At 74.0% G+C, this 19,774-nt stretch carries 17 protein-coding genes; 7 read left to right on the top strand and 10 right to left on the bottom strand.

The annotated features are described in order from the left end of the window. Positions 1 to 2: 2 nt before the first annotated feature. The 7 genes from ACFWMZ_RS07160 to ACFWMZ_RS07130 all read right to left on the bottom strand — a co-directional run bounded on the left by ACFWMZ_RS07160 (position 3) and on the right by ACFWMZ_RS07130 (position 6,395). Positions 3 to 1,088 carry an ATP-binding protein gene (locus ACFWMZ_RS07160; RefSeq protein WP_383174921.1) on the bottom strand — a complete coding sequence of 362 codons (1,086 nt, stop codon included), beginning with the start codon at positions 1,086 to 1,088 and terminating at the stop codon, positions 3 to 5. After that, complete coding sequence (locus tag ACFWMZ_RS07155) at positions 1,085 to 1,825, bottom strand: response regulator transcription factor (RefSeq protein ID WP_383174924.1); 741 nt, start codon at positions 1,823 to 1,825, stop codon at positions 1,085 to 1,087. Before ACFWMZ_RS07155 ends, ACFWMZ_RS07160 begins: the two co-directional genes overlap by 4 nt. A 95-nt stretch (positions 1,826 to 1,920) precedes the next feature. Then, positions 1,921 to 2,631 carry a spermidine synthase gene (locus ACFWMZ_RS07150; protein WP_383174927.1) on the bottom strand — a complete coding sequence of 237 codons (711 nt, stop codon included), beginning with the start codon at positions 2,629 to 2,631 and terminating at the stop codon, positions 1,921 to 1,923. A 175-nt stretch (positions 2,632 to 2,806) separates the two neighbouring features. Beyond that, positions 2,807 to 3,412, bottom strand: a complete 606-nt coding sequence (locus ACFWMZ_RS07145) for a hypothetical protein (protein ID WP_383199926.1) — start codon at positions 3,410 to 3,412, stop codon at positions 2,807 to 2,809. 104 nt (positions 3,413 to 3,516) lie between these two features. After that, positions 3,517 to 4,428: a hypothetical protein gene (locus ACFWMZ_RS07140; RefSeq protein WP_383199923.1), complete on the bottom strand. Its 912-nt coding sequence runs from the start codon at positions 4,426 to 4,428 to the stop codon at positions 3,517 to 3,519. A gap of 462 nt (positions 4,429 to 4,890) precedes the next feature. Beyond that, positions 4,891 to 5,664 (bottom strand): ATP-binding cassette domain-containing protein, encoded by a 774-nt coding sequence (locus tag ACFWMZ_RS07135; protein ID WP_383199920.1) that lies wholly within the window; start codon positions 5,662 to 5,664, stop codon positions 4,891 to 4,893. After that, positions 5,661 to 6,395 carry a hypothetical protein gene (locus ACFWMZ_RS07130; protein WP_383199916.1) on the bottom strand — a complete coding sequence of 245 codons (735 nt, stop codon included), beginning with the start codon at positions 6,393 to 6,395 and terminating at the stop codon, positions 5,661 to 5,663. The genes ACFWMZ_RS07135 and ACFWMZ_RS07130 overlap by 4 nt, the downstream gene beginning before the upstream one ends. A 118-nt stretch (positions 6,396 to 6,513) precedes the next feature. On the opposite strand from ACFWMZ_RS07130, the gene argG reads away from it, so the two are divergent. Then, the gene (gene argG, locus ACFWMZ_RS07125) at positions 6,514 to 7,959 is read left to right on the top strand and encodes an argininosuccinate synthase (protein ID WP_383174941.1); all 1,446 of its coding nucleotides are present in this window, start codon (positions 6,514 to 6,516) and stop codon (positions 7,957 to 7,959) included. 64 nt (positions 7,960 to 8,023) lie between these two features. Here the strand turns inward: argG and ACFWMZ_RS07120 are convergent, their stop codons facing one another. Then, on the bottom strand, positions 8,024 to 8,566 hold the full coding sequence (locus ACFWMZ_RS07120) for a TetR/AcrR family transcriptional regulator (RefSeq protein ID WP_383174944.1): 543 nt from the start codon (positions 8,564 to 8,566) through the stop codon (positions 8,024 to 8,026). Between the two features lie 27 nt (positions 8,567 to 8,593). Further along, entirely contained in the window at positions 8,594 to 10,102 is a 1,509-nt protein-coding gene (locus ACFWMZ_RS07115) for an MFS transporter (RefSeq protein ID WP_383199914.1), read from the bottom strand. 345 nt (positions 10,103 to 10,447) lie between these two features. Between ACFWMZ_RS07115 and lon the strand changes: the two genes are divergently transcribed. Beyond that, on the top strand, positions 10,448 to 12,859 hold the full coding sequence (lon, locus tag ACFWMZ_RS07110) for an endopeptidase La (protein WP_383199911.1): 2,412 nt from the start codon (positions 10,448 to 10,450) through the stop codon (positions 12,857 to 12,859). Positions 12,860 to 13,234: 375 nt separating this feature from the next. Continuing rightward, the gene (locus tag ACFWMZ_RS07105) at positions 13,235 to 13,702 is read left to right on the top strand and encodes a MarR family winged helix-turn-helix transcriptional regulator (RefSeq protein ID WP_383174953.1); all 468 of its coding nucleotides are present in this window, start codon (positions 13,235 to 13,237) and stop codon (positions 13,700 to 13,702) included. Between the two features lie 399 nt (positions 13,703 to 14,101). Here the strand turns inward: ACFWMZ_RS07105 and ACFWMZ_RS07100 are convergent, their stop codons facing one another. Further along, the gene (locus ACFWMZ_RS07100; RefSeq protein WP_383199908.1) at positions 14,102 to 14,953 is read right to left on the bottom strand and encodes a hypothetical protein; all 852 of its coding nucleotides are present in this window, start codon (positions 14,951 to 14,953) and stop codon (positions 14,102 to 14,104) included. Positions 14,954 to 15,285: 332 nt separating this feature from the next. On the opposite strand from ACFWMZ_RS07100, the gene ACFWMZ_RS07095 reads away from it, so the two are divergent. Genes ACFWMZ_RS07095 through ACFWMZ_RS07080 form a run of 4 tightly spaced genes read left to right on the top strand, consistent with a single transcriptional unit; the run spans position 15,286 to position 19,730 of the window. Beyond that, positions 15,286 to 18,228 (top strand): nitrate- and nitrite sensing domain-containing protein, encoded by a 2,943-nt coding sequence (locus ACFWMZ_RS07095; RefSeq protein ID WP_383199905.1) that lies wholly within the window; start codon positions 15,286 to 15,288, stop codon positions 18,226 to 18,228. After that, a complete protein-coding gene (locus ACFWMZ_RS07090) occupies positions 18,225 to 18,725 on the top strand; it encodes a roadblock/LC7 domain-containing protein (RefSeq protein WP_383174962.1) in 501 nt (166 codons plus the stop codon). The genes ACFWMZ_RS07095 and ACFWMZ_RS07090 overlap by 4 nt, the downstream gene beginning before the upstream one ends. Then, positions 18,722 to 19,123 carry a DUF742 domain-containing protein gene (locus ACFWMZ_RS07085; protein ID WP_383174965.1) on the top strand — a complete coding sequence of 134 codons (402 nt, stop codon included), beginning with the start codon at positions 18,722 to 18,724 and terminating at the stop codon, positions 19,121 to 19,123. Before ACFWMZ_RS07090 ends, ACFWMZ_RS07085 begins: the two co-directional genes overlap by 4 nt. Beyond that, positions 19,104 to 19,730, top strand: coding sequence for an ATP/GTP-binding protein (locus ACFWMZ_RS07080; RefSeq protein ID WP_383174968.1), 627 nt, complete (start codon positions 19,104 to 19,106; stop codon positions 19,728 to 19,730). The genes ACFWMZ_RS07085 and ACFWMZ_RS07080 overlap by 20 nt, the downstream gene beginning before the upstream one ends. Positions 19,731 to 19,774: the final 44 nt, after the last annotated feature.

The raw sequence follows: 19,774 nt of genomic DNA, 5'->3' as shown, positions 1-19,774 counted from the left end.
CGTCAACCGTGCGCCTCGGGCGACCCCGGCAGGCTGACGCGAATACGGCAGCCACGTGCGGATTCGGCCACTCCGATGCGCCCGCCGTGCAGATCCACCGCCCACCGGGCGATGGCCAGGCCGAGCCCCGTCCCGCCGTCCGCGCCGGGCTCGTGCGGCTTGGCCGCGCTGCCCCGGTTGAACCGCTCGAAGACCCGGTGCCACTCCGACTCGGGGATGCCGGGACCCTCGTCCAGCACCTCCAGCTCCAGCGACTGCGGGCCCTGCCCCGGGCGGGCACGGACAGTGACGGCGCCGCTCGGCGGGGAGTGCTTCACCGCGTTGTCGATGAGGTTGGCCACCACCTGGTGGAGCCGCTCGATGTCCGCGTAGGCCGTCAGGTCGACCGGCTCCACGTCGAGGATCAGATGGACGTCGGTACGGCTGTGGTTGCCCGACCCGGAGGTGGTCCGGCGCTGGGAGGCGACCAGGTTGGCCTCCTTCAGCACCCCCGAGAGGTACGGCCACACCTCGAAGCGGTGGGCCTTCAGCGGGACGACACCGTTGTCGAGGCGGGAGAGGTCCAGCAGCGTGTCGACGAGCCGGCCCAGCCGCTCGGTCTGTTTCAGCGCCGTCCGCATCGTCTCCGGGTCGGCCGCCGAGACGCCGTCCACGACGTTCTCCAGCACCGCGCGGAGCGCCGCGATGGGGGTGCGCAACTCGTGCGAGACGTTGGCGACCAGCTCCTTGCGGTGCAGGTCCTGCGACTCCAGCTCGTCGGCCATCCGGTTGATGGTGTGCGCCAGGTCGCCCAGCTCGTCGCGCCGGTCCGCCCCGCGCGCCCGGCGGGTGTAGTCGCCGTGCGACACGGAGCGGGCCACCGAGTTCATCTCGTCCAGCGGCGCCGTCAGGCCGTGCGCCACGAACTGCGTGATCAGCAGCGTGGCGATCATCGAGAAGACGGTGATGAACCGCAGCTCCGTGTCGGTGCGCACGGCGACCATCAGCAGGCCCGTGGTGATCAGCACGGAGATGACGACCAGCGCGCCGAGCTTCGTCTTCACGGAGAAGGGCCGGTACCCGCCCTGGGGGGCCGCTGGGCCACTCATGGCGTCGGCGTCTCCAGGGCGTAGCCGACACCGTGCACCGTGCGGATGCGCTCCGCGCCGATCTTCCGCCGCAGCGCCTTGATGTGGCTGTCGACCGTCCGCGTGCCGGAGGCGTCGGCCCAGTCCCACACCTCCGCGAGCAGCTGCTCGCGGGAGAGGACGGCGCGCGGGGTGTTGGCCAGGCAGACCAGCAGGTCGAACTCGGTCGGCGTCAGGTGGACGTCCTCGGCCTGGACCCGCACCCGGCGCTGGGCGTGGTCGATCTCCAGTTCGCCCAGCCGCAGGATGCCGCTGCGGGGCGTGGCCGCGGCGAGCGCCGCCCGCTCGACGCGGCGCAGCAGGACGTGGACCCGGGCCGCCAGCTCCCGCATGGAGAACGGCTTGGTCATGTAGTCGTCCGCGCCGACGCCGAGCCCGACCAGCATGTCGGTCTCGTCGTCCCGCGCCGTGAGCATCATCACCGGCACCGGACGCTGGGCCTGGACTCTGCGGCAGACCTCCAGGCCGTCGAAGCCGGGCAGCATGATGTCGAGAATCAGCAGATCGGGCTGCCACGCCTCGGCGGTGTCGACCGCCGCGGGTCCGTCCGTCGCCGTCTGCACGAGGAAGCCCTCGGCCCGCAGTCGGGCGGAAATGGCTTCGACGATCGTGGTGTCGTCCTCGACCACCAGCACCCGGCGCTGTGCACCCGGCGTCGCCGCCGAATTGCCGTTGTGGGAGGTCTGTGTGTGCTCCATCGCCCGCCCCTGGAAGTGCGCCTGGTTGGTATGCCGGACCTCATGGGGAGATCCGGGGGATGGTGAGCAGCGTAAGGGCTGGACGGGGCTGGGGGCTACGCGGCCTTGACGGCGAGGTGCACAACGTCCGGGACGCCCCGGGCAACGGGGATTTCTTCGGTACGGACCGCCCGGAATCCGCATTTACGCAACGTTCTTTCGAAAACGGAGGACGGCTGGGCGGACCAGACGGCGAGCACGCCGCCGCCGGTCAGCCGCGCCGCGCAGGCCGCCAGACCGGTCGGCGCGTACAGCCCGTCGTTGTCCTCGGTCACCGTCCAGTCGGGCCCGTTGTCGATGTCGAGGCAGAGCGCGTCGTACGTCGCGGAGGTGGTGCGCAGGTGCGCCAGCAGGTCGGCGCGGACCACCTCGGTGCGCGGGTCGGCGAGGGCCGCACCGGAGATGCGGGCCAGCGGAGGCCGCTCTCCCGCGGTGTGCCAGTCGATGACGGCGGGCTCCCGCTCCACCACGGTGATCCGCCCCCACGCCGGGTCGGCCGCCGCGTGCGCCAGCGAGAAGCCGACGCCCAGCCCGCCGATGAGCACCCGCGGTGCGTCCCGTCCGTCCAGGGCGTCCCGCGCGGCGTCGACCAGCAGCCGCTCGGAGCGCCCGTCGGAGGTGTCCATCAGGAACGTCCCGTTGGCGATGATCTGGAGCAGCCCGCGATGCCGCCGCAGCACCACCTCCCCGTACGGGCCCTCCCGGCGGTCCAGCACCTCGGGCGCGGCGTCCTCGGCGCCGAAGGGGGCGGGGTGCGGGGCGGGCATGTCGGGGACCTCCGGGTGCGGGTCGGGCGGACGCGGGATGCGCGGTGGCGGCCCCATCCTGGCCGGGGCGCGGCCGGGCGGACAAGCGGATCGGTCGAGCGCCACCCCGGCGAGGTGCCGCCCGGCACGGGAGGACCGGCCGCCCGCCGCGCCGGGACCTTGCCGCGGCCGGGCCTCACCCCACTGCCGTCCGCTCCGCCCGCGGCCCGCGCACCAGCCACACCGCGACCCCGGCGGCCCCCACCGCCAGCGCCGCCGCCCAGGCCCATGGCGCCCCCGCCTCGGCCGCGGGCCAGGCCGGCACGTCGTACCGGCGGCCGTGCGCGGGCGGCGCCGCCAGCCACACCGCCGCCGCGTGGGCCACGCCGAGCAGCCCGCCGAGCGGAGCCCCGGCCACGACCGAGGCGCCGGCGGCCAGCCCGGCCGCGCCGACCGCGTTCCGCACGGTCACCGCCGCGTCGGCGCCCGGGGCGCACGCCACCAGGACGGTGGTCGGCACGGAAAGCGCCAGCAGCGGCCAGAGCCGCAGCCACCAGCGGGCCCGGACCGTGCCCGCCTCGACCTCCGGGCCGCGCGAGGCCGAGGCGCCGACGGCGAGCGCGGCCGCCAGCGCCGGGGCGAGGGCGGCGAGCGGGGCCCTGTCCGGGTCGCCGATGCCGACGGTCGCGCCGCCGGTCCACCAGACGGCGGCGACGAGCAGGGCGAGGCAGGCGGCGGCGGGGGCGAGTCCGTGGAGGCGGGCGTGGAGCAGGGGCGGGGCGGTTCCCGGGAGGGTTGTCATCAGAGGTCTGGTCCAATCTGGGCTCGGCGATCTCCGGGGAGGCGCTCGGGGTGGCGGTGCGGGGGGCGCCGCCCTCCCCTCGCGGGGCGGCGTTCCCCGCACGGTCAGAGGGTCGGCAGGGCCGAGGAGTCGCACCGCTGGGCGGCGGACAGGTACGCACCGAGCCAGGCGGCGCGCTCGGCCTCGGGCAGGGCCCGGAGCCGGTCGAGCTTCTTGAGCGCGGTACGGGTCCTGGCGACCTCTTCGGTACGGCCGTACCGGTTGGCCCGTTCCAGTGCGGCGGCCGGATCGGTCAGGTTCCGCTGATGGGCCGGGGCGAGGTGGCTCCACACCACCTCCTCCAGCTCGCCGCCGACGGGCTCGGGGCAGTCCGGGGAGAGCAGCGCGGCCGTCGCCTCCCACGCGAACACGGCGTGGTCGGTCAGCTCGCCGCGCACCACGGTGCGGCCGAGCGGGGTGAACATCGGCAGCTGGACCTCCCCGGAGCCCCGCCGGACGCGGTGGCCCCGCCGGTCCTCCACGAACCGCTCGGGCAGGCCCGGCGCTCCCGCCAGCCGCTCCCGCAGCCCCGCCAGCGCCTCCCCGGCCGGGGCGAGCATGTTCCGGTGGCGTTCGGTCACGCAGATCCGCGGCGCCCCGCCGTCGCAGACCAGGCGCTGGGCGCGGGGGTCGGTGCGCCATGCGTCGCCACCGGTCTGGACCAGTACCGTCCCGGCGAGGGCGGCCGCCACCAGCGGAGCCAGTGCGAGGAGCTTGCGCCGCGCCGTGTGGCCGGTCAGCGCCGTCAGGGCGAGGCCGCCGGTCCACACCGCGATCACGGGGGCCAGCCACAACGCGGGCACGTCCTCGCTCAGGCCCGGCTGCCGCGCCGGGGTGAGCCAGGTCAGCGGAGTCCCGACGTACGTGGAGATCGAGAAGAGCACGTAGCAGGCGAGCGCCACCAGCAGTCCGGCGCCCCGCCACCGCACCACGCGCCCGACCACGAAGCCGACCGCCGTGAGCCCGGCCAGCAGCACGGTGTCCGCCGCGTGCAGCAGCCCGTGCCCCCCGGGTGGGCCCGCCGCCCATGGAGTACGGCCACGTCGCCAGGTACACCCCGGCCGCGCCCACGAGCTGGGCCGCCACCACGCAGACCACCAGCGGACCCAGCGCCGCGAGCGTCCGGGCCGGGCGCCCGCGCACCGCCTGCCGCAGCAGGTCACCGGTGCCCCGGCGGGCCTCCCGGCCGCCCTGCAGGCAGCCGGCGGCGGCCACCAGCGGGCCGAGGACCAGCATGGTCGTCCACCGCAGCAGGCCGTGGGTCCCGGCCCAGTCGCCCTGCCACTCGGCCGCCTTCGCCCCCATCGTCACGGCACTCGTCAGCAGCACCGCGACCCCGGCCCAGGGCGCGATCCCGCGCCGCAGTTCGCTGCGCCAGGGGTGCGGTGCCGCCCCGGTGTGCGGCGCGGCCGGTGCCGGACGGGCCGTCGTGGGCGCGCTCATCGCACACCCCCGGCGGAGCGGTGGTCGCGCAGGGCCAGCGTGTAGCCGCGCTCCAGCGCGTTGCCGCCCAGTTCCTCCGGTGCCTTGGTGCCCTTGCGGGCCAGACCCGAGGGGGTGTCGCGCAGGGCGACCCGGCCCGCGTCGAGCAGGGTGACCGTGGAGCAGGCGTCGGCCACGTCCTCCACCAGGTGGGTGGAGACCAGCACCGTCGCCTCGTCGGCCAGCGAGCGCAGCAGCGCCCGGAATCCGACGCGCTGCTCGGGGTCGAGCCCGGCCGTGGGTTCGTCCAGCAGCAGCACCGCCGGATCGTTGACCAGGGCCTGGGCGATCCCGGCCCGCCGCACCATGCCGCCGGAGAGCCGCTTCAGCGGGGTCTCCGCGCTCGCGGTGAGCCCCACCCGGTCCAGCGCGCCTTCCACCGCCCGCGGCGCGGAGGCCGCCGGGACCTCCTTGAGCCACGCCATGTAGGAGACGAACTCCCGCACGGTGAACCCGGGGTAGTGGCCGAAGTGCTGCGGCAGGTAGCCGAGCCGCCGCCGCACCTCGGTGCGTCCGGCGCGCCCCGCCAGGTCGTGGCCGAGTATCTCCACCCGGCCCACCGCGGGCCCGGCGGCGGTTGCCAGCACCCGGATCAGCGAGGTCTTCCCGGCGCCGTTCGGCCCGAGCAACCCGTGGACACCGGTGGTGAACTCGAGGTCCACCCCGTCCAGGGCGGCGCTCCCGCGGTGGCGGACGCGCAGCCCGTCCACCCGGATCGTGGTCGCGTTCACGCGGTCTCCAGTCGGTCGAAGGAATGGCGGCGCACGGCGAGCAGCGCGGCACAGCACACGGCCGCGCCGGCCCAGCCGGCCTGCGCGGCGGGGGAGGAGAACCAGGGGGCGAGACTCTGGGCGAGGAGTTCCGCGGGGAGCGCGCCGTACCGCACCGCCACCGGTGCCAGCACGCCGAGTGACCAGAGGCCGCCGACCACCGCCACCGCGTTCCGGCACCCCAGGTACGACCCGAGGGCCAGCGCGCCGAGCGTCAGCGCCAGCGCCGGGAGCAGCCACGCCGCCGGTCCGGGCCCGCCCGCCACCGGTGGCAGCAGCGCCCCGGCCACGGTCAGCGGCGGTACGCAGACCGCGAGCACGGCGCCCCCGCGCACCAGCAGCAGCCGGAGCCCGCCGCCGGGCGAGGTCGCCACCAGCTCGTGCAGCGGATCGGTGTGCGGCCCGTACGACAGGGCCACCCCGGCCAGCGGCAGCAGTGGCGCCACCAGCAGCAGGGCGGGCCGCACGCCGGGGAACGCGCCGCCGTGCGCCAGGAGCAGCGCCACCAGCGCCCCCGCCCCGGCCGGCGCGCGGGGCCGGTGGCGGCGGCAGCGCCTGCTCAGCCGCGCCTGGAGCCACCCCGCGTGCCGGTCGTAGAGCCTGGCCAGGGCGGCCGAGTCGCCCGCGGCGACGGCGCGCAGCAGGGCCGCGTCGTTCTCCTCCGGTGCCCCCAGGGGGCGGAACAGTCTCACGTCCCCTCTATCGACGGGTGGGGCGCGTGTGGTTCACGGCGGTTCGCGGCGACGGCTCCGGCGGGGCCTCCGACCTGGCGACGTTGCATGAGCATGCGTTCTGTTGCATAGTCTTGCTATGTCCAAAGTCCTGACCTCCCTCCCCACCGGCGAGCGCGTCGGCATCGCCTTCTCCGGCGGGCTCGACACCTCGGTCGCCGTCGCCTGGATGCGCGACAAGGGCGCCGTCCCCTGCACGTACACCGCCGACATCGGCCAGTACGACGAGCCCGACATCGCCTCCGTGCCCGGCCGTGCCACCGCCTACGGCGCCGAGATCACCCGTCTCGTCGACTGCCGTGCCGCGCTGGTCGAGGAAGGGCTGGCGGCTCTGGCCTGCGGCGCGTTCCACATCCGCTCGGGTGGGCGGCCGTACTTCAACACCACGCCGCTGGGCCGCGCGGTCACCGGCACGCTGCTGGTGCGGGCGATGCTGGAGGACGGGGTCCAGATCTGGGGCGACGGCTCCACCTTCAAGGGCAACGACATCGAGCGGTTCTACCGCTACGGTCTCCTCGCCAACCCGCACCTGCGGATCTACAAGCCCTGGCTCGACGCGGACTTCGTCTCCGAGCTCGGCGGCCGCAAGGAGATGTCGGAGTGGCTGCTCGCCCACGGGCTGCCCTACCGGGACTCGACCGAGAAGGCGTACTCCACCGACGCCAACATCTGGGGCGCCACCCACGAGGCCAAGACACTGGAGCACCTGGACACCGGGATCGAGACGGTCGACCCGATCATGGGCGTGAAGTTCTGGGACCCCGAGGTCCAGATCGACACCGAGGACGTGACGATCGGCTTCGAGCAGGGCCGCCCGGTCACCATCAACGGCAAGGAGTTCGCCTCCGCCGTCGACCTCGTCATGGAGGCCAACGCGATCGGCGGCCGCCACGGTCTCGGCATGTCCGACCAGATCGAGAACCGGGTCATCGAGGCCAAGAGCCGCGGCATCTACGAGGCCCCGGCCATGGCGCTGCTGCACATCGCCTACGAGCGCCTGGTCAACGCCATCCACAACGAGGACACCGTCGCCGCCTACCACAACGAGGGCCGCCGCCTCGGCCGGCTGCTCTACGAGGGCCGCTGGCTGGACCCGCAGGCGCTGATGATCCGCGAGTCGCTCCAGCGCTGGGTCGGCTCGGCCGTCACCGGCGAGGTCACCGTGCGGCTGCGGCGCGGCGAGGACTACTCGGTCCTCGACACCCAGGGCCCGGCGCTCAGCTACCACCCGGACAAGCTCTCCATGGAGCGCACCGAGGACTCGGCCTTCGGCCCCGTCGACCGCATCGGCCAGCTCACCATGCGGAACCTGGACATCGCCGACTCCCGCTCCCGCCTGGAGCAGTACGCGGGCATCGGCATCGTCGGCACCGAGCACCCCACGCTGATCGGCGCCGCCCAGGCCGCGTCGACCGGCCTGATCGGCGCCATGGACCAGGGCGGCGCCGAGGCCATCGCCTCACGCGGCGAGACCACCGAGGAGACGGCGCTCGACCGCGCCGCCATCGAGTCCGGCACGGACTGACCCCGGCGCGTACGCACCGCCGCCCGGCGGGCTCGGCCACCACGGCCGGGCCCGCCGTCGCGCGTCACCCCTCGCCGTCGGCGGCCTCCCCCGCGATCCGCTCGGCCACGGCCCGCCGCAGCCCCGGGTCGAGCCGCTCCCCGGTCAGCGACTCGTACAGCCACAGCCCGTCGGCGGCGAGCCGGGCCACGAACCGGTCGAGCGCGACCGGGTCCGCCGAACCCGCCGCGGGCGGCGCCCACCGCTCCAGGACCGCGTCCCACGAGGCGGCGTGCTCGGGGGTGGTCGACCCTTCGAGCATGAAGAGCAGCTCGGCCCGGGTCGCGCTCTGCGTGGTGACCCGCGCGTACGCCGCCAGCCGCTCGGCGGCGGTCGCCTCGGCGGCCGGTTTCCCCGCGGCCGCCGCCATGTCCGCCTCCCACCGGTCGGCCAGGTGCTGGTGGATCGCCCGGACCAGCTCCTCGCGGGTCGCGAAGTGGTACAGCAGCCCGCCCTTGGTCAGCCCCGACTCGGCGGCCACCGACTCGAAGGTGACGCTCTTGACCCCCTCGCGCTGGACGAGGCGGGCGGCCGCGTCGAGGATCTGGGTCCGCTTGCTGGTGCGCATGGTGCTCCCGGGCCGTGAGGGTGAGGGTCAGGGGGACACGGGGCCGGTCAGTGCCGAGCCCGGGCCGTGGCGGCGTAGCAGCACGCCGGTGGCGACCGTACCGACCGCCAGCACCCCGGCCACCACCAGCATCACCGCCCCGTACGCCCCGTCGAACGCCCTTGAGGCGGCGGCGATCAGCGAAGCGTCGGACCGCGCGCCCTCCCCGGCCAGCGCCAGCGCGGCGTCCAGGCTGTCGCGCGCGCCCTCCGGAGCGCCGGCGGGCAGCTGGAGCGTCGCCGAGTAGACGGCGGTCAGCAGACTCCCGAGCAGCGCCACCGCGACCAGGCTGCCGAACTCGTACGACACCTCCTCGACCGAGGAGGCCATTCCCGCCCGGCGGGCCGGGACGTTGCCCATGATCGCGCTGGAGGCGACGGACATGGCCGCGCCCAGACCGGCGCCGGTGACCAGCAGCCCGGTGACGAGCAGGGCCATGCTGGTGTCGAAGTGGAGCAGGACCAGCACGGCGCCGACCGTGCTGAGGGCGAGCCCGCCCGCGACGATCGGCAGCAGGCCGACCCGGTGCAGAGTGGCGCCCCCGGCCACGGCGGTCGGCAGCGCGCCCAGCGCGACGGCGGCGACGAGGACACCGGCGCGCAGCGGCGTGAACCCCTCCACCAGCTGGAAGCGCTGGGTGGTGATCAACTGGACGCCCGCGATGGCGAACATGGAGAACCCGGCGGCCAGCACTCCGGCGAGGAAGGCCCGGTTCCGGAAGATCGCGAAGTCGAGCAGCGGATCCGGCAGGCGGCGCTGCCGCCGGGTGAAGGCCCACCCGCCGACGGCGGCCGCCAGCAGGGCGACGGCGGCGGCCACGAGCGAGGGGGACGCCTTCGCCGTCTCCTTGATCGCGACGACCAGGCCGACCAGCGCGACCAGCGCCAGCAGCGACGACGGCAGGTCCCAGTGCTTGCCCGGGTCCGCGCCGCCCGCGGGCGCAAGCACCAGCGTGGCGATGAGCGCCACCACGACCACGGGGACGTTGACCAGGAAGACCGATCCCCACCAGAAGCTCTGGAGGAGCACCCCGCTGACGATCGGCCCCAGTGCGCTGCCCACGATCGCCAGGCTGCCCCAGACGGCGATGGCGACGTTCCGCTCCCGCTCGTCGGCGAAGGTGACGCGGATCAGGGCCAGCGTGGCGGGCATCATCGCCGCCGCGCCGACCGCCAGGAAGGCCCGCGCCGCGATCAGCGCCTCCGGCGCCGGGGAAAGGGCGGCGGCCAGCGAGGCCGCCCCGAAGACCACCAGCCCGATCAGGAACATCCGCCGGTGCCCCACCCGGTCGCCCAGCGTCCCGCTGCCCAGCAGCAGCCCCGCCATGACCACCGGATAGGCGTTGATGATCCACAGGCTCTGCGCGCTGCTCGCCCCCAGCTCCTCCACCAGCGTCGGCAGCGCCGCGTACAGGATCGAGTTGTCCAGCGTGATGAGCAGCAGCCCCGCACTCACCACCGCCAGCAGCAGCCACCGCCGCCGCGCACTCAGCACCATCCCGCACCCGCACCCTTCCGCCGACCCGTCCGCCGAGCGGCGTAACTGTACCGTACGGAAGGTACAGTTACGGCGCCCGGTGCGGGTCCGTTGAGGCTCTGACCTGCGACGATCCCTCGTTCTGCGACTTCAGGCGAGCTCGTGCACCCCTCCGGCGGCGCGCCCTCCGGCCGACAGGAATCCATCCGGGCCCCGTGCTGTTGCCCCGAGTGAGGCCGGCCCTCGAACGGGGGCCTCGGTCGGCATTGATCCCCGTTCGCCCACAGCGAACGCCCTTGGGGGAACATCCCGGAGCGCAGAAGCATTGAGTCGGTATAGCTCAACTTGACTGCCGAAGGGGAGATCATGGCTGCTGAGTCCCAGGCCTTCACACCGCTGACTCTTCCGGTGCTGCCGCTCGATGACGAAGTGGTGCTGCCCGGGATGGTCGTGCCACTGGACCTCAACGAAACCGATGTACGGGCCGCCGTCGAAGCCGCGCAGGCCGCGGCCGGGCCCGACGGGGGCAAGCCGCAGGTGCTGCTCGTCCCGCGCGTCGACGGCACGTACGCCGCGGTCGGCGTCCTCGCCACCGTGGAGCAGGTCGGGCGCCTGTCCGACGGAGACCCGGGCGCGCTGGTGCGCGGCCGGAGCCGGGTGCGGATCGGCGCCGGGACGACCGGTCCCGGTGCCGCGCTCTGGGTCGAGGGGACGCCCGTCGAGGAGTCCGTGCCCTCGCCGCTGCCCGGCTCGGTGACCGAGCTGATGACGGCGTACAAGGCGCTGGCCGCCTCCTGGCTGCAGAAGCGCGGCGCCTGGCAGGTGGTCGACCGCATCCAGCAGATCGACACGCCGGGCACGCTGGCGGACAACTCCGGGTACTCGCCCTTCCTGACCACCGCGCAGAAGGTGGCCCTGCTGGAGACCGGCGACCCGGTCGCCCGGCTGAAGCTCGCCACCGAGCACCTCAGCGAGCACCTCGCCGAGCAGGACGTGGCCGAGACCATCGCCAAGGACGTCCAGGAGGGCGTCGACAAGCAGCAGCGTGAGTTCCTGCTCCGCCGCCAGCTCGACGCCGTCCGCAAGGAACTCCGCGAGCTGAACGGCGAGGGCGAGGAGGACGAGAGCGACGACTACCGCGCCCGCGTCGAGGCCGCCGACCTCCCCGAGAAGGTCCGCGAGGCCGCCCTCAAGGAGGTCGAGAAGCTGGAGCGGGCCTCCGACCAGAGCCCCGAAGGCTCCTGGATCCGCACCTGGCTCGACACCGTCCTCGAACTGCCCTGGAGCGAGCGCACCGAGGACGCGTACGACATCCCCGGCGCGCAGGCCGTGCTCGACGCCGAGCACGCGGGTCTTGAGGACGTGAAGGAGCGCATCACCGAGTACCTCGCCGTACGCAAGCGCCGTGCCGACCGCGGCCTCGGCGTCGTCGGCGGGCGGCGCGGCGGTGCCGTGCTGGCCCTCGTCGGCCCGCCCGGCGTCGGCAAGACCTCGCTCGGCGAGAGCGTCGCCCACGCGATGGGCCGCAAGTTCGTCCGGGTCGCCCTCGGCGGCGTGCGTGACGAGGCGGAGATCCGGGGCCACCGGCGGACCTACGTCGGCGCGCTCCCCGGCCGCATCGTGCGGGCGATCAAGGAGGCCGGGTCGATGAACCCGGTGGTCCTGCTCGACGAGATCGACAAGGTCGGCTCCGACTTCCGGGGCGACCCGGCGGCGGCGCTGCTGGAGGTCCTCGACCCCGCGCAGAACCACACCTTCCGCGACCACTACCTGGAGGTCGAGCTCGACCTCAGCGACGTGGTCTTCCTCGCCACCGCCAACGTCCTCGAATCCATCCCCGAGGCGCTCCTGGACCGCATGGAACTGGTCCGCCTCGACGGCTACACCGAGGACGAGAAGGTCGTCATCGCCCGCGACCACCTGCTCCCGCGCCAGCTGGAGCGGGCGGGCCTGGAGCCCGGCGAGGTGGAACTGGCCGACTCGGCGCTGCGCAAGCTCGCCGGCGAGTACACCCGTGAGGCCGGTGTGCGGAACCTGGAGCGTTCCGTGGCCCGGCTGCTGCGCAAGGTCGCGGCCCAGCACGAACTGCGGGAGCGGGAGCTTCCGTTCACCGTGACCGACGCCGACCTGCGCGGCCTGATCGGCCGGCCGCACCACGTGCCGGAGTCCGCCCAGGACCCGTCCGAGCGCCGCACGTCGGTGCCGGGCGTGGCCACCGGGCTCGCGGTGACCGGCGCGGGTGGTGACGTGCTCTACGTCGAGGCGTCGCTGGCCGACCCGGAGACCGGCGCGTCCGGACTGACCCTGACCGGTCAGCTCGGTGACGTCATGAAGGAGTCGGCGCAGATCGCGCTGAGCTTCCTCCGCTCGCACGGCGCCGAACTGGAGCTGCCCGTCGCGGACCTGAAGGACCGGGGCGCGCACATCCACTTCCCGGCCGGAGCGGTCCCGAAGGACGGGCCGAGCGCGGGTGTCACCATGACCACCGCTCTCGCCTCGCTCCTCTCCGGACGGCTGGTCCGCACCGACGTGGCGATGACCGGCGAGGTCTCGCTGACCGGCCGGGTGCTGCCGATCGGCGGCGTCAAGCAGAAGCTGCTGGCGGCGCACCGCGCGGGGATCACCACCGTGGTCATCCCCAAGCGGAACGAGGCCGACCTGGACGACGTCCCCGCCGAGATCCTCGAAGGGCTCGACGTCCACCCGGTGAGCGACGTCCGGCAGGTGCTGGAGATCGCGCTCACCCCGGCCGGAGTGGCGGTTCCGGTCGCCGCCTGACCGGACGGGCCGCCCCACGGCCCGCCCGCACGGAAGCCCGGGCCGGGCCCCTCCCCGAGGGGCCCGGCCCGGGCTTCGTCCTGCGCGGCGCCCGCGCGGCCGGGCCCACGGTGACCAGCAGGGAGAGGGCGGCGAGGAGGACCCCGGCCGCGGTGAGGCGGGAGCGGGCACGGCGGGCTCCGGATCTGGGGACGGGCGTGACGGGCCTCCATGGACGCGGGGGGAGAGGTGCTGTGGCGTGTGCATGCCGCACGAAAGCTACGCACGTGGAAGGGGGCCGAGGGGCCGCCGGTGGTCTACTCCTGCGGAGAACTGCGCCAAGCTGGAGGGAGCCGGCCCCGGCGCGGGGAATCTTTCAGAGACGGAAATCGGTACATGGGTGTTGACGACGGCTCCCCCGGCGAGGCGGACGCGGAATTCCTGGCCCTGGAGCGCGAACTCTCCCTGCTCTTCCGGCGGGCCCGGGCCGGACAGGCGGAGCTGGCACGGGCGGTCCACCCCCAACTGGAGCCCGCCGCCTACGGACTCCTCGTACGCCTCATCGAGGGCGGGCCCCAGCGGGCCACCGACCTCGCCGCCTACATGGGCGTCGGGAAGGCCACCATCAGCCGACAGCTCGGGGGGCTGGAGGAACTCGGCCTCATCGACCGGGCGGTCGACCCCGGGGACCGGCGCGCGTCCCTCTTGCGGGTGACGCCGCTCGGCGCCGAGCGGGTGGCGGCGGTGAGCGCTGCGCGGCGGGGGGTCTATGTGCGGAGGCTTGCCGATTGGGATCGGCGGGATGTGGGGGAGCTTGCCCGGCTTCTCCGTCAGCTCAACGGGGTGCTGACGGAGGGCAAGTAGGTGTATTGATCACGAGCGTTGTCGACGCCGACCGGGCTCCGGGGGTGGCCTCAAGCGCCGGCCGGGCTGGATTCGTGGTGCGTCCGGGAGTCGTCACGGCCGACGGGTCTGTCGGCATCCGTCACAGATGGCCTCAAGCGCCGACCGGGCTGAGAGGTGGTCGGCCGGGCTGAGAGGTGGTCGGTTGGGCCGGGAGCTGCCGGTACCGCGCCGCAGTCGAGATTCGACCGCACCCCTTGCAGCCCGGCCGGCGGTTGGGGCCGCAGTTGAGCCTGGCCGGCGTTTGAGGCCATCTTGTGCAGCCCGGCCGGCGTTTGGGGCCACATCGAGGCCGGTCGGCGTTTGAGGCCATCTTGGTCAGCCTGACCGGCGCTTGAGGTCACCCCGCCGTAGCCCGGTTCACAGGGCGATGTGTGCCGCTGTCGCGTCGTCGTGGCGTTTGCCGCGGGGGGAGGGGACGGCGTGTTCGAGGTCGCGGACGGCCTGGAGGAGGTGGGCCGTGCCCTGGGTGCGGATGAGGTCGAGGGTGCCCGCCCAGGTGCCGCCGAAGCGGTCGACCCAGCGGGTCGCGCCGTCGGTGAGCGCGGTCAGGGAGCGCAGCTCCGTCCGGGGCGTGCTCCCGGTGACGGCGAGGCGGGCGACGCCAGGATCGGCCGCGGCCGTGTGAAACCCGCCCTCGGCGTTGCGCAGCGCCTCGACCGCGTCGACGTAGGCCCGTACCGCGGCCTCGCGCTGCGGCAGCGGTGTGTGGTCGGGCAGCGCCCGCACCGCGTCCCGCAGTTCGGGAACGGGTGAGGGAAGCACGTCGAGCCGCGTGTCCTGGACGGGCACGAGCGTCCCGTCGGCCCGCTCCAGCAGCAGCGTGGAGTCGGACAGGACCAGGTGTTCGACCGCCTCGTCCCCCCAACGCGCCAGCACCACCGTCGCCTGAGGCGTCCGGGCGTGAGAAAGGTCACAGGTTGAACTGTGCGCTTCGGCGGTACGCGCGACACCCTCCGCCAGGATCTCCCCGAGCGTCATGTCCCGCCGGGAAACGGACAGTTCGCCCAGCGCCCCGCCGAGCCGCGCGGTGAACCAGTGCACCGAGTGCGTACACCCGTCGTTCCCGGCCGGAGGCGTGACCCCGTCCAGCAGGACGAGGCAACCTCCTTGCCCGTGCGCGGGAAGCGCGACCGAGCAGTAGTCCTCGTTCGGGTGATCCGGGGCCCCGGCTTCCGTGGTCAGGTCGATGTGCACCGGCTCAGTCTGCATGATGGGCTCTGGCTGCGGCAGCATGTGACGGGCGCTCGGCCACGCCGCCGGGTTTTACCTGGAATGATCAACTCCGGCTCTGTGGCGGCGGGGCATCCTGCCAAAGCGGACGGGTAACGTCCAACCGGCGCTCCGCGCACGTCCTCAGCGGGGGAGGGGAAGACTTGCCCGCCAACTCCCGGTCGATGTTCACTCCTTCGGGTGGCCCGGCACACGATGCGCGACCACTGCTCACACGCACTGGGAGGGTCGAGAGCCGTTCCGGAAGGGAGCTCGTGCTGACAGGACGTCACCCGGGCCCTTGGGTAGACGAGTCAAGAATGCGAGCACCGGTGCAGAAGAAGAGGCCTCGGGGCAAGGACGACCGGACGGTCAACCAGTCGGACGCGTCCGCCCCGACCCCCGAACCCGCCGCCCCTCCCGCACGCAAGGCCCGCGTGCGCAACCGCCTGATCATCGCCGTCGCGGTCGTCGCCGCCGCCGTCGCGGGCGCGGGCGTCCCCTCGGTCGTCGCCGCCTCCGGACAGGCGACCGACGCCCAGGAGCTGGTGGAGTTCTCCGAACTGACCCAGCAGGCGGTGACGCTCTCCCACTCGCTGGCCGACGAACGCGACGAGGTCACCGCCTACATCGCGGCCGGACGGCCCGAGGGCAGCGGCCTCTCGGAGAAGCGCAGCGCCCGGGTCGACCGGCAGGTCGAGGAGCTCCGCGAGGGCGCCCCGCACACCCTGCGGGAGACCCTCGACACCATCGGCGCGGTCCGCCGCCAGGCGCTGACCGGCAAGGGCGACGCCCTCGACGCCCACAACGCGTACGCGACCGCCATCGGCGAACTCCACGGCACAGCCCAGGAACTGGTCGCCAAGCTCCCCACCCGCAGCGGCGCCGGCCGGCTCGCCCTCACCGACCTCGACCGGGCCGTCGAGCAGGCCACCGCCACCCGCGGTCTGCTGCTGGCCGCGCTCGCGGTGCCGAGCAGCGCCCCGCAGACGACGATCGACCCGGTCACCGGCCTGCCCGTGCAGAGCCAGGGCGGCACCGCCGAGGAGAGCCGTACCCGTAACGCGCTCAGCGCCGCCGCCCAGCAGGCGCAGGTCGCCGAGCGGGCCGCGCTGGCGGCGTTCGAGCGGGGTGCCTCCCCGGAGAACAAGGCCTCGTACCGGAACACGGTCAGCGGCCCCGAGGTGACGACCGCCGAGAAGTACCTGGCGCGGCTCACCGGCGCGCCGACCCTCTCCGCCGAGGACACCGCGCTCGAGCCCGACAAGGTCGACGCGGCCCTCACCGCCAGGATCGAGCAGATGCGCGGGGTGGAGAACGCCCTGGCGGCGGCCCGTACCGGCCAGCTCGCCGAGCAGCGCGACGACGACGTGCTGGCGCTGGAGATCCAGATCGGCCTGGTCGGTCTCTGCCTGCTGCTGGCGGTCGGCATGAGCATGGGCATGGCCCGTTCGCTGACCCGGCCGCTGGCCGTGCTGCGGCTGGGCACCGCCCGGCTCGCCGCCGACCCGGCGGGCGAGGAGCCCATCAAGTTCACCGGGCGCGACGACGAGTTCGCCGAGGTCGTCCGCTCCGTCAACGCCCTGCACGCCCATCTCACCGGTCTGCACGAGCGGCTCACCGGCCTGGAGGCCGACCGCAAGCACCTGGTCGGCGAGCGGGTCTCGATGGCCGAGGAGCGCGACGCCCTCCGCAAGGAGCTGGCCGCCTCCACCGCCCACCTGGAGCGGGCCCGCCAGTCCATCCACGGCACCTTCGTCAACCTGGCGCTGCGCTCCCTCGGCCTGGTCGAGCGCCAGCTGACCGTCATCGAGAACCTGGAGGAGAGCGAGCAGGACCCCGACCGCCTCGCCACCCTCTTCAAGCTCGACCACTTCGCCACCGTGATGCGCCGCCACAGCGAGAACCTGCTGGTCCTCGCGGGCGCCGAGCACGGCCACAGCCACGCGGGACCGGTGCCGCTGGTCGACGTCGCGCGCGCCGCCGTCAGCGAGACCGAGCGGTACGAGCGCATCCGCATCTCCACGCTGCCCCCGCACTCGCACCTCGCGGGCTTCGCCGCGGACGACCTCAGCCACCTGCTCGCCGAACTGATGGAGAACGCCACCTCGTTCTCCCCGCCGGACGCCCACGTCGAGGTCTCCGGCTGGCTGCTGGAGAGCGGCGAGGTGATGCTCTCCGTGCAGGACGAGGGCATCGGCATGGCCGAGGAGCGCCTGGGCGACCTCAACAAGCGTCTCGCCCGCGTCGGCACCGACGGCCTCTACGAGCCGGACGGCGACGGCGGACTGGGGCTCGGCCTGTACGTGGTGGCCCGTATCGCCGCCCGGCACGGCATCCGCGTCCGGCTCCGCACCCAGCAGCAGGGCGGCGTCACCAGCGTCGTGGTGCTGCCGAAGTCGATCCTGGCCGCCGCACCCTCGGGCACCCTGCCCGCCTCCGCCGACGCGGCGGGCGGCTCGGCCCCGGTCCAGCTGCCCGGCGCGGACGCCGAGGCCAACTCCAACGTCCTGCCCGCCCCGCGCCGCGACGGCCAGGACGACGGCGCCCTGGCCCGCGACACCGCCGACCCGGTCATCGCCGCCGCCGAGAAGGCGGTACGCGAGCGGGGCACCGAGGACCCGGCCGACGCCACGGAAGGTGCCGACTCCGCCGAGGCGGGCCCCCGCGACACCGCCGCGCCGGCCGCCGGGGAGGCCCCCGGCAAGGACACCCCGGCCGAAGCCGCGGCCCCGGACGCCTCCGAGGCCGATGCCGCTCCGGAGCCCGCCCGGGAGTCCTCTCCCGAGACGACGATGGAGCTCCACCTCCCGTCCCCGCGCCGCGAGCAGCCCGCCGCCCCCGCCGAGGACCGGGCCGCCGAGGAGGAGGCCCCCTCGCCCGAGGAGCCGCGGGAGGCCGACGAGCCCGCCGCCCCGGGCCCGTACGCGATAGGACCCGACGCGCACGAGCGCACCCGGGACGAGGCCGCGGCCCCGTCCGACTCCGTGCCGGCCCCCAGGCCGGCTCTCGACCAGCAGCCCGCCGAGCCCGCCGAGCGGGTCACGGTCAAGGGGCTGCCCAAGCGCACCCCGAAGCTGACCGCCCCGACCACCGCGCCGAAGAAGCGCACCGGCGGCGTCGACGCCGAGAAACTCCGGCGCCGGCTCGGCGGTTTCCACTCGGGGGCCCAGGCCGGCCGCCGCGATGTCGAAGCCGAGATCGCGGAGCAGCCGGGCCTGGGAGGAACAACCGGTGAAGCTCAGGGGGACTCAGCCGAGGAGGCTCGCAGTTGACTGCGTCCAGTCCAACATCCGCTACTTCCCGTCAGAACGGACTCAGCTCAGAGGCACGGAACCTGCACTGGCTGCTGACCAACCTCGTGGAGGAGGTGCCGGGCCTGAAGTCGGTCGCGGTGGTCTCCTCCGACGGGCTGATGCTGCTCTCCTCCGACCCGGGGAGGAACGAGCCGCAGGAGAGAGAGGCTCCGCACGGACCGAAGGGCTCCAGCGCCGACCTCGCCACCATCGTCTCGGGCGTCGGCAGCCTCACCATCGGGGCGTCGAAGCTCATGGAGGCGGGCAACGTCAAGCAGACGATGGTCGCCATGGAAGAGGGCAGCCTCTTCGTCATGTCCATCAGTGACGGCTCGCTGCTCGGTGTCCACGCCACCCCCGACTGCGACATGAGCGTCGTCGCCTACCACATGGCGCTGTTCGTGGGCCGGGCCGGGCACGTGCTCACCCCCGAACTCCGCAGTGAACTTCGCCAGTCGATGGAGAGCACCAAGTGAGCACCACCAAGCTGCCCCGCAGGGGAGGCGACCGCAAACCCGCCCGCGTCCGCCCGTACTCGCTGACGGGCGGCCGGACCCGGTTCGGGCACGTCCTGCTGGTGGAGACCTTCGTCGCCGCCCTGGAGGCACCCGAGGAGCGCAAGGAACTGCCCAACGGCACGTTCGGCGCGGCCCGGATCATGCCCGAGATGCAGGCGATCGTGGAACTCTGCCGCCGCATGCGCACCGTCGCCGAGATCGCCGCACTGCTGAAGATGCCGCTCGGCGTGGTGAGGGTGCTCCTGAGCGACCTCGCCGACCAGGGAAAGATCCGCGTGTACGGCAACGGGCACGGCCCGGGGCAGCCCGATCGCGCACTGCTCGAAAGGGTGCTGAATGGACTCCGCCGTCTCTGACCTCCTCCCCGCCGCCGAGTCGGAGGAGACGCTCCAGCCCTGGCAGCGGGACAAGACCCGGGCCCCCATAGCCACCAAGATCGTGGTGGCGGGCGGCTTCGGCGTCGGCAAGACGACGCTCGTCACCACGGTCTCGGAGATCACCCCGCTGCAGACCGAGGCGCTGATGACGCAGGCCAGCGAGGAGACCGACGACCTCACCGAGACGCCGGGCAAGACGACGACCACCGTCGCCATGGACTTCGGCCGCATCACCCTCGACGACGACCTGGTCCTGTACCTGTTCGGCACGCCGGGCCAGCAGCGGTTCTGGTTCATGTGGGACGACCTGGTGCGCGGAGCCATCGGCGCCGTCGTCCTCGCCGACACCCGGCGGCTCTCCGACTGCTTCCCCGCCCTCGACTACTTCGAGAGCTGCGGGCTGCCGTACGTCGTCGCCGTCAACCATTTCGACGGGAGTACCAAGTTCGAGCCCGAGGACGTACGGGAGGCCTTGACAGTGCCGCCGCACATCCCTGTGATCGTCATGGACGCCCGCATGCGGGTCTCGGCCATCGAGACGCTGCTCGCGCTGGTCGGCCACGCGCTCGACGTCACCCCCGAATAGCAGCAGGCGCGCCGCGGCGGACCGGCCGCGGCGCGCGCAACGCA

It is taken from the genome of Streptomyces sp. NPDC058373 (assembly GCF_042723275.1).
Classification (GTDB): Bacteria; Actinomycetota; Actinomycetes; order Streptomycetales; family Streptomycetaceae; genus Streptomyces.
Note: the sequence above shows the minus strand (reverse complement) of the source record. Positions and strands in the feature narration are given on the sequence as shown.

Bases quoted from the DNA above. Each gene is read 5' to 3' on its own strand.
- ACFWMZ_RS07150 (WP_383174927.1), bottom strand. From the start codon at position 2,631: ATGCCCGCCCCGCACCCCGCCCCCTTCGGCGCCGAGGACGCCGCGCCC.
- ACFWMZ_RS07145 (WP_383199926.1), bottom strand. From the start codon at position 3,412: ATGACAACCCTCCCGGGAACCGCCCCGCCCCTGCTCCACGCCCGCCTC.
- ACFWMZ_RS07115 (WP_383199914.1), bottom strand. From the start codon at position 10,102: ATGGTGCTGAGTGCGCGGCGGCGGTGGCTGCTGCTGGCGGTGGTGAGT.
- ACFWMZ_RS07120 (WP_383174944.1), bottom strand. From the start codon at position 8,566: ATGCGCACCAGCAAGCGGACCCAGATCCTCGACGCGGCCGCCCGCCTC.
- ACFWMZ_RS07105 (WP_383174953.1), top strand. From the start codon at position 13,235: ATGGGTGTTGACGACGGCTCCCCCGGCGAGGCGGACGCGGAATTCCTG.
- ACFWMZ_RS07080 (WP_383174968.1), top strand. From the start codon at position 19,104: ATGGACTCCGCCGTCTCTGACCTCCTCCCCGCCGCCGAGTCGGAGGAG.
- lon (WP_383199911.1), top strand. From the start codon at position 10,448: ATGGCTGCTGAGTCCCAGGCCTTCACACCGCTGACTCTTCCGGTGCTG.
- argG (WP_383174941.1), top strand. From the start codon at position 6,514: ATGTCCAAAGTCCTGACCTCCCTCCCCACCGGCGAGCGCGTCGGCATC.
- ACFWMZ_RS07155 (WP_383174924.1), bottom strand. From the start codon at position 1,825: ATGGAGCACACACAGACCTCCCACAACGGCAATTCGGCGGCGACGCCG.
- ACFWMZ_RS07160 (WP_383174921.1), bottom strand. From the start codon at position 1,088: ATGAGTGGCCCAGCGGCCCCCCAGGGCGGGTACCGGCCCTTCTCCGTG.
- ACFWMZ_RS07100 (WP_383199908.1), bottom strand. From the start codon at position 14,953: ATGCAGACTGAGCCGGTGCACATCGACCTGACCACGGAAGCCGGGGCC.